Annotated in this window: 9 protein-coding genes; all 9 read left to right on the forward strand. The window is 73.4% G+C overall.

Translation table 11 applies throughout. The annotated features are described in order from the left end of the window. Nucleotides 1–13 precede the first annotated feature (13 nt). Nucleotides 14–1,087 carry a phenylalanine--tRNA ligase subunit alpha gene (gene pheS, locus BJF80_RS16740; protein WP_075815350.1) on the forward strand — a complete coding sequence of 358 codons (1,074 nt, stop codon included), beginning with the start codon at nucleotides 14–16 and terminating at the stop codon, nucleotides 1,085–1,087. Further along, the gene (gene pheT, locus BJF80_RS16745; RefSeq protein ID WP_075815352.1) at nucleotides 1,087–3,624 is read left to right on the forward strand and encodes a phenylalanine--tRNA ligase subunit beta; all 2,538 of its coding nucleotides are present in this window, start codon (nucleotides 1,087–1,089) and stop codon (nucleotides 3,622–3,624) included. The genes pheS and pheT overlap by 1 nt, the downstream gene beginning before the upstream one ends. Then, the gene (locus BJF80_RS16750) at nucleotides 3,621–4,400 is read left to right on the forward strand and encodes an SDR family oxidoreductase (RefSeq protein WP_075815354.1); all 780 of its coding nucleotides are present in this window, start codon (nucleotides 3,621–3,623) and stop codon (nucleotides 4,398–4,400) included. Before pheT ends, BJF80_RS16750 begins: the two co-directional genes overlap by 4 nt. Then, nucleotides 4,397–4,912: an aminoglycoside phosphotransferase/kinase family protein gene (locus tag BJF80_RS19440; RefSeq protein ID WP_202817242.1), complete on the forward strand. Its 516-nt coding sequence runs from the start codon at nucleotides 4,397–4,399 to the stop codon at nucleotides 4,910–4,912. The genes BJF80_RS16750 and BJF80_RS19440 overlap by 4 nt, the downstream gene beginning before the upstream one ends. Then, nucleotides 4,909–5,325 (forward strand): phosphotransferase family protein, encoded by a 417-nt coding sequence (locus BJF80_RS19445; RefSeq protein WP_202817243.1) that lies wholly within the window; start codon nucleotides 4,909–4,911, stop codon nucleotides 5,323–5,325. The genes BJF80_RS19440 and BJF80_RS19445 overlap by 4 nt, the downstream gene beginning before the upstream one ends. A gap of 152 nt (nucleotides 5,326–5,477) precedes the next feature. Further along, nucleotides 5,478–5,969: an arginine repressor gene (gene argR / locus BJF80_RS16760; protein WP_075815356.1), complete on the forward strand. Its 492-nt coding sequence runs from the start codon at nucleotides 5,478–5,480 to the stop codon at nucleotides 5,967–5,969. Between the two features lie 22 nt (nucleotides 5,970–5,991). Beyond that, nucleotides 5,992–7,422 carry an argininosuccinate lyase gene (gene argH, locus BJF80_RS16765; protein ID WP_075815358.1) on the forward strand — a complete coding sequence of 477 codons (1,431 nt, stop codon included), beginning with the start codon at nucleotides 5,992–5,994 and terminating at the stop codon, nucleotides 7,420–7,422. A 4-nt stretch (nucleotides 7,423–7,426) separates the two neighbouring features. Next, nucleotides 7,427–8,062: a DNA-3-methyladenine glycosylase gene (locus BJF80_RS16770; protein WP_075815360.1), complete on the forward strand. Its 636-nt coding sequence runs from the start codon at nucleotides 7,427–7,429 to the stop codon at nucleotides 8,060–8,062. A gap of 57 nt (nucleotides 8,063–8,119) precedes the next feature. Beyond that, complete coding sequence (gene tyrS, locus BJF80_RS16775; protein WP_075815362.1) at nucleotides 8,120–9,379, forward strand: tyrosine--tRNA ligase; 1,260 nt, start codon at nucleotides 8,120–8,122, stop codon at nucleotides 9,377–9,379. Nucleotides 9,380–9,698 lie beyond the last annotated feature (319 nt).

The following is a 9,698-nucleotide window of genomic DNA, read 5'->3' on the forward strand; positions in this document are numbered from 1 at the left end:
CCCGACCGACGGTATGCCTGCTCCCCATGTCCCCGATCTCGCGCCCGAGACGGTCGACGGTCACGTCATGGGGGCGCTGATCGCCATCGAGCGGGCCGCCGACCTGGACCAGCTCAAGGCCGTCCGTCTGGCGCATGCGGGTGACCGGTCACCGCTCGCCCTGGCCAACCGCACCATCGGCTCGCTGCCGGGCTCGGAGAAGGCCGCGGCGGGCAAGCTCGTCGGCCAGGCCCGGGGTCGGGTCAACCAGGCCCTCGCCGCCCGGCAGGTCGAGCTGGAGGCCGAGCGCGACGAGCGGATCCTCGTCGAGGAGGCGATGGACCTGACGGTCGCCCCGGGTCGTCGGCCGCTCGGCCGACGGCACGTGCTCACCGTCACCGCCGAGCGGATGGCCGACGCGATGGTCGGCCTGGGCTGGGAGATCGCCGAGGGGCCGCAGGTCGAGGCGGAGTGGTTCAACTTCGACGCGCTCAACTTCGACAAGGACCACCCGGCCCGGCAGATGCAGGACACCTTCTTCGTCGACCCGGCCAAGGCCGGGCTGGTGCTGCGCACCCACACCTCGCCCACCCAGGCGAGGTCGCTGCTGGACCGCGGCGTCCCGCTCTACGTCGCCGTCCCCGGCAAGACGTTCCGCACCGACGAGCTGGACGCCACGCATACCCCCGTCTTCCACCAGCTCGAGGGCATCGCGATCGACGAGGGCCTGACCATGGCCCACCTCAGGGGCACGCTGGACCGGCTCGCCGAGGCGATGTTCGGCCCCGGGATCGTCAGCCGGTTGCGCCCCGCCTTCTTCCCCTTCACCGAGCCGAGCGCGGAGATGGACTTCCGCTGCTTCGTCTGCCGCGGTGAGGACCCAGGCTGTCGGACCTGCGGCGGGACCGGCTGGATCGAGTGGGGCGGCTGCGGGATGGTCAACCACAACGTGCTGCGCGCGGCCGGGGTCGACCCGGAGCGCTACCAGGGCTTCGCCTTCGGGATGGGCGTGGAGCGGACCGCGATGTTCCGCCACGGCATCGCGGACATGCGGGAGCTGATCGAGGGAGACGTGCGCTTCAACGCGCAGTTCGGGATGGAGATCTGATGCGGGTTCCGGTCGACTGGCTCGGCGACTACGTCACGCTGCCCGAGGGCGTCACCGGCGAGCAGATCGCCGCCGACCTCGTGGCCGTCGGTCTCGAGGAGGAAGGCGTGCACACCAGCGGTGTCGGCGGCCCGCTCGTCGTCGGCCGGGTCCTCGAGATGACCCCCGAGGAGCAGAAGAACGGCAAGACGATCAACTGGTGCCAGGTCGACGTCGGAGCCGCGAACGGCACCGGCGAGCCGCAGGGCATCGTCTGCGGCGCCCACAACTTCGGCGTCGGCGACCTCGTCGCCGTCATCCTGCCCGGTGGCACGCTGCCGACCCCGCAGGGGCCGCTGACGATCAGCGCCCGCAAGACCTACGGCCACGTCTCGGCCGGCATGATCTGCTCGGTCCGCGAGCTGGGGATCGGGGAGGACCACGACGGCATCCTCGTGCTGCCCCGGCTCCTGCCCAATGAGGTCGTCGCCGGGCTCGCGCCGGGGGACGACCTCATCGGCGTCCTCGGGCTGGACCGCGAGACCGTCGAGGTCAACGTCACGCCAGACCGCGGTTACTGCTTCTCGGTCCGCGGCATCGCGCGGGAGTACTCCCACTCCACCGGTGCGGTCTTCACCGACCCCGCCTCGCTCGCCGTGGACGCCGGCAGCGGCGAGGGGTATGCCGTCCGCCTCGCCGACGAGACGCCGCTCGAGGGGGTCGCCGGGTGCGACCGCTACCTGGCGCGGGTCGTGCGCGACATCGACCTGACCCGCACCACGCCGGAGTGGATGGCCCGCCGTCTCACCCAGGCCGGCATGCGGCCCATCGGGCTCGCCGTGGACGTCACCAACTACGTCATGCTCGCCCTCGGGCAGCCCCTGCACGCCTTCGACCTGGCCACGCTGCACGGTCCGGTCGTGGTGCGACGGGCCCGTCCGGGGGAGCGGCTGACCACCCTGGACGACGTGGACCGCGCGCTCGACCCCGAGGACCTGCTCATCACCGACGGCGGCGAGCGGGTGCTCGCGCTGGCCGGGGTCATGGGCGGCGAGGACGGCGAGGTGACGCCCGGCGTCACCACCGACGTCCTCATCGAGGCGGCCCACTTCGACCCGCGGACCGTCGGACGCACGTCGCGCCGGCACAAGCTGTCCAGCGAGGCGGCGAAGCGCTTCGAGCGCGGTGTCGACCCGGACGTGACGGCTGCCGCGGCCCAGCTCGCGGTCGACCTGCTGGTCGAGCACGGCGGGGGCACCGCCGACCCGGCGATCACCGACGTCGACCAGCGTGCCGAGCGGGCCGCGATCGAGCTCGACCTGACCATGCCCACCGCCTACGTGGGCGTCAACTACTCTTTCGACCGGGTGCGCGAGGTGCTCGTGATGATCGGCTGCGAGGTCTTCGACACCGACGACCCGCGCCGGGTGTCGGTGGTCGCCCCGAGCTGGCGGCCGGACCTCACCGACGCGCCGACCCTCGTCGAGGAGGTCGCCCGGGTCGACGGCTACGACAAGATCCCCTCCGTGGTGCCCCGCGCCATCGGTGGACGCGGCCTCACCCACGGGCAGCGTGCGCGGCGCGCCGTCGCGACGGCCCTCGCCGGGCAGGGCCTGCAGGAGGTGCTGACCTACCCCTTCGTCGGCGCCGACCGTTTCGACGAGCTGGGGCTCGCCGAGGACGACCCGCACCGGCAGGCGGTCCGGCTGGCGAACCCGTTGTCCGACGAGGCGCCCCTCATGCGGACCGCGCTGCTGCAGACCCTGCCGGAGGCGGTGCTGCGCAACGTCTCCCGCGGCAACCGCGACGTGGCGCTCTTCGAGATCGACACCGTCACCCACCCCGAGCCGGACGCGATGGCCCCGGTCCCCGGGGTCGGTGAGGTCCCCGCCGACGACGTCCTGGCGCAGATCCGCGGTGCGGTCCCGGCGCAGCCCTGGCACGTCGCCGTGATGGCGGCCGGGCAGGCCGACCGCGCCGGATGGTGGGGCCGGGGCCGCCCGGTCGACGTGGTCGACGTGGTCGGCTGGGCGCACGCGGTCGCGGACGCCCTCGGGGTCGAGGTCCGCCGGCAGCAGAGCACCCGCGCGCCCTTCCACCCGGGCCGCTGCGTCGACCTGACGCTCCCCGACGGCACCCGCGTGGGCTGGGCCGGCGAGCTCCACCCGAAGGTGGTGCAGCGGCTGGGCCTGCCGGACCGGACCAGCGCCGCCGAGCTCGACCTCGACGTCCTCGTGCGCGCCAGCGACCACCGCACGCAGGTCGCCCCGCTGTCCACCCATCCCGTGGCGACCTCCGACGTCGCGCTCGAGGTCCCCCGTGGGGTCCGCTTCAGCGAGGTCGAGCGGTCGTTGCGGGAGGGGGCGGGCACACTCCTGGAGAGCCTGGAGCTCTTCGACGTCTACGCGGGGGACCAGGTGGCGCAGGACAAGCACTCGCTGGCCTGGCGGATGCACTTCCGCGCCCCGGACCGGACGCTGACGACCCAGGAGGTCAACGCCGCCCGCGACGAAGCGGTGGGCCGTGCGGTCGCCGACCACGAGGCGGTGCAGCGGTGACGCAGCAGCGGGTCGCCCTGGTCACCGGCGCCTCGCGGGGCATCGGCGACCTCGCGGCGCGCGCGCTGCGCGACGCCGGCTGGGCGGTGGTGGGGCTGTCCCGCTCGGGCACCGTCGCGGACGGCGCGCGGGGTATGCCGTGCGACGTCACCGACGCCGACCAGGTCGCCTCGGTCGTCGCGGCGGTCGTCGAGCAGCACGGGCGGATCGACCTGCTCGTCAACAACGCCGGTCTCATCGAGACCGAGGTGCCGTTGTGGGAGTCCGACGTGGACGAGTGGTGGCAGGTGATGGTCACCAACGTCCGCGGCCCCTACCTGCTCACCCGCGCGGTCGTGCCGCACATGATCGCCGCCGGCGGCGGCCGCGTCGTGAACCTCAACTCCGGGGCCGGCACCCGCGAGCGGGCCGACCTGACGGCATACTGCGCGTCCAAGTCGGCGCTCGCCCGGATCACCGGCGGGGTGGCGCAGGCCGGCGCGGAGCACGGCGTGCACGCCTTCGACCTGGCGCCCGGCGTGGTCGAGACCGACATGACGCACGCCATGCGGATGCACGAGGGCCGCACCGAGTGGACCGCCCCCGAGGACGTCACCGCCCTGCTCCTGGCCTTCGCCGAGGGGGAGCTGGACGGCTTCTCCGGGCGGATGGTCCGGGCCGGCGCCGACGACCTCGACACCCTCCGCGAGTGGTCCCGCCGTGGCCTGGGGGAGGGGGCGCGCATGCTGCGGCTGCGGCCGTGGGGCGAGGATGACCCGCTGGCCGCGCCCCGGTGAGCGAGTTCGGCGTCCGGCTCAGGTGGGCGGACCTGCCGGAGCGGGTGCACGACTGGGCAGAGCAGGTGCTGGGCGCGCGGGTGGTCCGGGCCGACTCGCAGCCCACCGGCTTCTCGCCGGGATCGGCAGACCGGGTGGAGACCGCGGACGGGCGGCGCGCCTTCGTCAAGGCCGTGAGCAGCGGGCAGAACCCGGACTCCCCGGGGCTGCACCGCCGGGAGGTCGCGGTGCTGCGCAGCCTGAGCCACGACGGTCTCGCTGTCGCCCCGGCACTCCTGGGCGCCTACGACGACGGCACCTGGGCCGCGCTGCTCACCGAGGAGGTGGACGGTCGGCACCCGCAGGCCCCGTGGAGCACCGCCGAGCTGGCGGCCACGCTCGACGCCCTGGGCGAGATCGCCGGACACCGGGCGCCGCGGCCTGGCCCGACCTCGCCGCCGAGCTGGCGGGCGAGTTCGGCTGCTGGGCACGCCTCGACGCGGACCCGCCGGAGCACCTCGACCCCTGGGTGACGGCGCGGCTGGACCAGCTGCACGAGCTGTCGCGGCGCACGGTGGACCGGTTGCGTGGCGACGCGGTGGCCCACACCGACGTGCGGGCGGACAACCTGCTGGTCCAGCCCGACGGACAGGTGCGCGTCGTCGACTGGCCCTGGGCCAGCCGAGGAGCCCCGTGGTTCGACGCGGCGTCGCTGCTCATCGATGTCCGCGCCGTCGGCGAGGTGGACCTGGCTGCGCAGCTGCCCCGCATCGAGGCGCTCGGCGCGACCCGCGAGGACGTCCTCGGGGTGGTCGCCGGGCTGGGCGGATTCCTGCTCGACGTGGCCCGTCGCCCGCCCGTGCCCGGCCTGCCGACGCTGCGCGCCTTCCAGCGGTCCCGCGGCGAGGCGGCGGTCGCTCTCCTGCGCGAGCTCTGGCCGGACTGAGGTCCACGACCGCGTCTGGACGCCCCGAGGTCACTCGCGAGCCTGTTCGATGAGGCTCCCGGATGACGAACCGGCGACCAGAGCGGCCCAGCCGACACGACCGCATACTCATGCAGTGGGCTGTATAGTCGTGCAGCGTGACCTCCATCCCCATGACCCGCGCCGCGCGGCACCAGCGCATCTCCGACCTGCTGGAGCGGCACGCCGTCGGGTCCCAGGGACAGCTCCTGGACCTGCTCGGGGAGGACGGCATCTCGGTCACGCAGGCGACGCTGTCGCGGGACCTCGTCGACCTCGAGGCGGTCAAGGTCCGCCGCGGCCGCCAGCTGGTGTATGCCGTGCCAGGGGAGGGCGGCGACGCCACGCCGCGCCCGGCCCAGGACGCGAGGGAGGTCAGCCACCGGCTGGCACGGCTGTGCCAGGAGCTGCTCGTGAGCGCGCGCTCGGTGGGCAACCAGGTCGTGCTGCGCACGCCCCCGGGGGCGGCGCAGTTCCTCGCCTCGGCGATCGACCGCAGCGACGCCCCGGACATCCTCGGGACCATCGCCGGCGACGACACGATCCTGGTCATCACCACCGACCTCGACGGCGGCCCGGCGACCGCCGAGCGGCTGCTCGGACTCGCCGCGGAGCCCGAGCACTGAGACCGCGGGCCGGTCAGGGACAATGGCCGACATGACCGTGAGCCTGTGGGGAGGCCGCTTCACCGGCGGCCCCAGCGACGCCTTGGCAGCCCTGAGCAAGAGCACGCACTTCGACTGGCGGCTGGCGCCGTACGACCTGGCCGGGTCGCGTGCCCACGCGCGGGTCCTGCACCGCGCGGGCCTGCTGTCGGACGAGCACCTGGAGGCGATGCTCGCCGCGCTCGGGCGGCTCCGGGCCGACGTGGACGCGGGCACCTTCGTGCCGCTGCCGGAGGACGAGGACGTGCACACGGCCCTGGAGCGGGGCCTCATCGAGCGTGCCGGCGCCGACGTCGGGGGTCGGCTGCGCGCCGGCCGCTCCCGCAACGACCAGGTCGCGGCGCAGTTCCGCATGTACCTGCGTGACCAGGCCCGCTTGCTCGGCGCGAAGGTCCTGGACGTCGTGCAGGCCCTGGTCGACCAGGCCGCGGCCCACCCGGACGTCGCGATGCCGGGGCGCACCCATCTCCAGCACGCGCAGCCGGTCCTGCTGGCCCACCACCTGCAGGCGCACGCCTGGGCGCTGCTGCGCGACGTCGAGCGGCTCGTCGACTGGGACGCGCGGGCGGCGGTCTCGCCCTACGGGTCCGGCGCGCTCGCAGGCTCCTCGCTCGGACTCGACCCGGTCTCCGTCGCGCACGACCTCGGGATGCCGCGGGCCGCCGAGAACTCCATCGACGGGACCGCCTCGCGCGACTTCGCCGCCGAGATGTCCTTCGTGCTGGCCATGGTGGGGGTGGACCTGTCCCGGCTCAGCGAGGAGGTCATCCTCTGGGCGACCGCCGAGTTCGGCTTCGTCACGCTGGACGACGCCTTCTCGACCGGTTCCAGCATCATGCCGCAGAAGAAGAACCCCGACGTCGCCGAGCTCGCCCGGGGCAAGGCCGGCCGGCTCATCGGTGACCTGGCCGGGCTGCTGGCGACCCTCAAGGGGCTGCCGCTGGCCTACAACCGTGACCTGCAGGAGGACAAGGAGCCGGTCTTCGACGCGGTCGACACGCTGGAGGTGCTGCTGCCGGCCGTGTCAGGCATGGTCGCGACCCTCCAGGTCCACGAGGAGCGGCTGGAGGAGCTCGCGCCGCAGGGCTTCTCCCTCGCCACGGATGTCGCGGAGTGGCTGGTCCGCCAGGGCGTGGCCTTCCGGGTCGCCCACGAGGTCGCCGGCGCCTGCGTCCGCACGTGCGAGGAGCGGGGGATCGGCCTGGCGGACCTGGACGACGACGACCTCGCGGCCATCAGCGAGCACCTGACGCCCGGGGTCCGCTCGGTGCTGTCCGTGCCCGGGTCACTGGCCTCGCGCAACGCCCACGGCGGCACGGCACCGGTCCGGGTGACCGAGCAGCGCGCCCACCTGCTCAAGCAGGTGGCCCGGTTGCGGCACTGGGTCGGCGAGCTGCCCGTCGTCCGCGACTGAGCCGGTGGCCGGTCACCGTCGGTGGACCCGGGCGGAGCTGGCCGGTCCGGTGCTGGACGTGGCGCCGCTGCTCCTCGGGAGCCTGCTGGTCCACGGTCCGGTGACGCTCCGGATCACCGAGGTCGAGGCGTATGCCGGCACCGATGACCCGGGGTCGCACGCCTTCCGCGGCCCGACCCCGCGCACCCAGGTGATGTTCGGCCCGGCCGGTCACCTCTACTGCTACTTCAGCTACGGCATGCACTGGGCCGCCAACGTCGTCACGGGCGAGGCGGGCCGGGCCTCGGCGGTCCTGCTCCGCGCCGGGGAGGTGGTCCGCGGCGACGAGGTCGCTCGCGAGCGGCGGCAGCGTGCCCGCCGGTCCGCCTCGGTGGTCACCGACCGGGAGTTGGCGCGCGGACCGGGCAACCTGGCGCGCGCGGTCGGCCTGGGCCGGGAGCAGGACGGCCTGGACCTCTGCGCGGCCGGGGCACCGGCATACCTCACGCATCCGGAGCCGGCGAGCCGGGCACCGGTGGTGCGGCGTGGTCCCCGGGTGGGCGTCAGCGGTGAGGGTGGGTCCGGGCGCCGCTACCCGTGGCGGTTCTGGCTGGACGACGAGCCGACGGTCTCGACCTACCGGGCCGCCGTGCGCCGCTAGGCTGTGCGGGCGGCGTGGCCGGACGGCCACGCCCCGCCGACGAAAGGACCGGGAACGGTGACCAACATCCTCGACGAGCTGCAGTGGCGTGGCCTGTTGGCGCAGACCACCGACGAGGCCGCGTTGCGCGAGGCACTCGAGGAGCCCGTCACGGTCTACTGCGGGTTCGACCCGACGGCGCCCTCGCTGCACTTCGGCAACCTGGTGCAGCTGGTCGTGCTGCGCCACCTGCAGCGGGCGGGGCACCGCGTCATCTGCCTGGTGGGTGGCTCGACCGGGCTCATCGGCGACCCCAAGGCCACCGCCGAACGCACCCTCAAGACCAAGGAGGAGGCGGCGGCCAACGTCGCCCGCATCCAGGAGCTGGTCGGGCCGTTCCTAAAGTTCGGCGGCGACAACCCGGCGCTCATGGTCAACAACCTGGACTGGACCGCCCCCCTGAGCGCGCTGGACTTCCTGCGCGACGTCGGGCAGCACTTCCGGGTCAACCAGATGATCCGCAAGGACGCCATCGCGGCGCGGCTGGAGAGCCAGGAGGGGATCTCCTACACCGAGTTCAGCTACCAGCTGCTGCAGGGTCTGGACTACCTGCACCTCTACCGGGAGTACGGCTGCACGCTGCAGACCGGCGGCCAGGACCAGTGGGGCAACCTCACCGCAGGGGTGGACCTCATCCACCGGGTGGAGGGAGCCGCGGTGCAGGTGCTCACGACTCCGCTCCTGACCGACGAGAACGGCATGAAGTACGGCAAGTCGGAGGGCAACGCGGTCTGGCTCTCGGCCGACATGACCTCGCCCTGGGCCTTCTACCAGTACTGGATCAACGTCGCCGACTCCGAGACGCCCAAGCTGCTGCGCGTCTTCACCGACCGCACCCCGGAGGAGATCGCCGGTCTGGAGGAGTCAGCACGCGAGCGGCCGCACCTGCGCGACGCGCAGCGGGCGCTGGCCGCCGACGTCACCACCCTGGTCCACGGGCAGGAGGCGACGCACCAGGTCGAGATGGCCAGCCAGGTCCTCTTCGGGCGCGGGGACCCGCACGCGCTGGACGAGCAGACGTTGCGGGACGCCACCGCCGAGCTCCCGGGCGCCGAGGCACCGGCGGGCACCCCGCTCGTCGACGCCCTGGTGGTGACCGGCCTGGCCGACAGCAAGGGCGCGGCCCGCCGGCTCCTCGCGGACGGGGGAGTCAGCGTCAACAACCGCAAGACCGGCGACGCAGAGCTCTCGCTGGCCGAGGACGACTTCCTGCACGGCCAAGTGGTGCTGCTCCGCCGTGGCCGCAAGAGCCTGGCAGCGCTCCGAAAGGCCTCCTGACCTGCGGATTTGGCTGCACGGGGAGACCTGACCTAGAGTTGCTCTTCGCCGCACCGACAGGGAGGCACGGACACCGCACAGGTGGCCGGTCCCGGGTCTGGCAGCACGCCTCTCGACCTCTGGCAGACGCCAGGGAGCGAGTTTGACTCGCATGAGTCGGGATGCGTAACCTTGAAGGAAGAAAGCCCCGGACATCACGGCGCCACAAACGCCGGATCATGGTGTGTGTCCGATTCTTGAGAACTCAACAGCGTGTTTGTTTTTTGATGCCATGTTTGTTTGGCCATGGCACTGGTCACCCCCGTGGTTGGTGTTGTGG

This window comes from Serinicoccus sp. CUA-874 (assembly GCF_001942225.1).
GTDB lineage: Bacteria > Actinomycetota > Actinomycetes > Actinomycetales > Dermatophilaceae > Ornithinicoccus > Ornithinicoccus marinus.

Coding starts and splice junctions, on each gene's coding strand:
- argH (WP_075815358.1), top strand. CDS start 5,992: ATGGCCGACATGACCGTGAGCCTGTGGGGAGGCCGCTTCACCGGCGGC.
- argR (WP_075815356.1), top strand. CDS start 5,478: ATGACCCGCGCCGCGCGGCACCAGCGCATCTCCGACCTGCTGGAGCGG.
- pheT (WP_075815352.1), top strand. CDS start 1,087: ATGCGGGTTCCGGTCGACTGGCTCGGCGACTACGTCACGCTGCCCGAG.
- pheS (WP_075815350.1), top strand. CDS start 14: ATGCCTGCTCCCCATGTCCCCGATCTCGCGCCCGAGACGGTCGACGGT.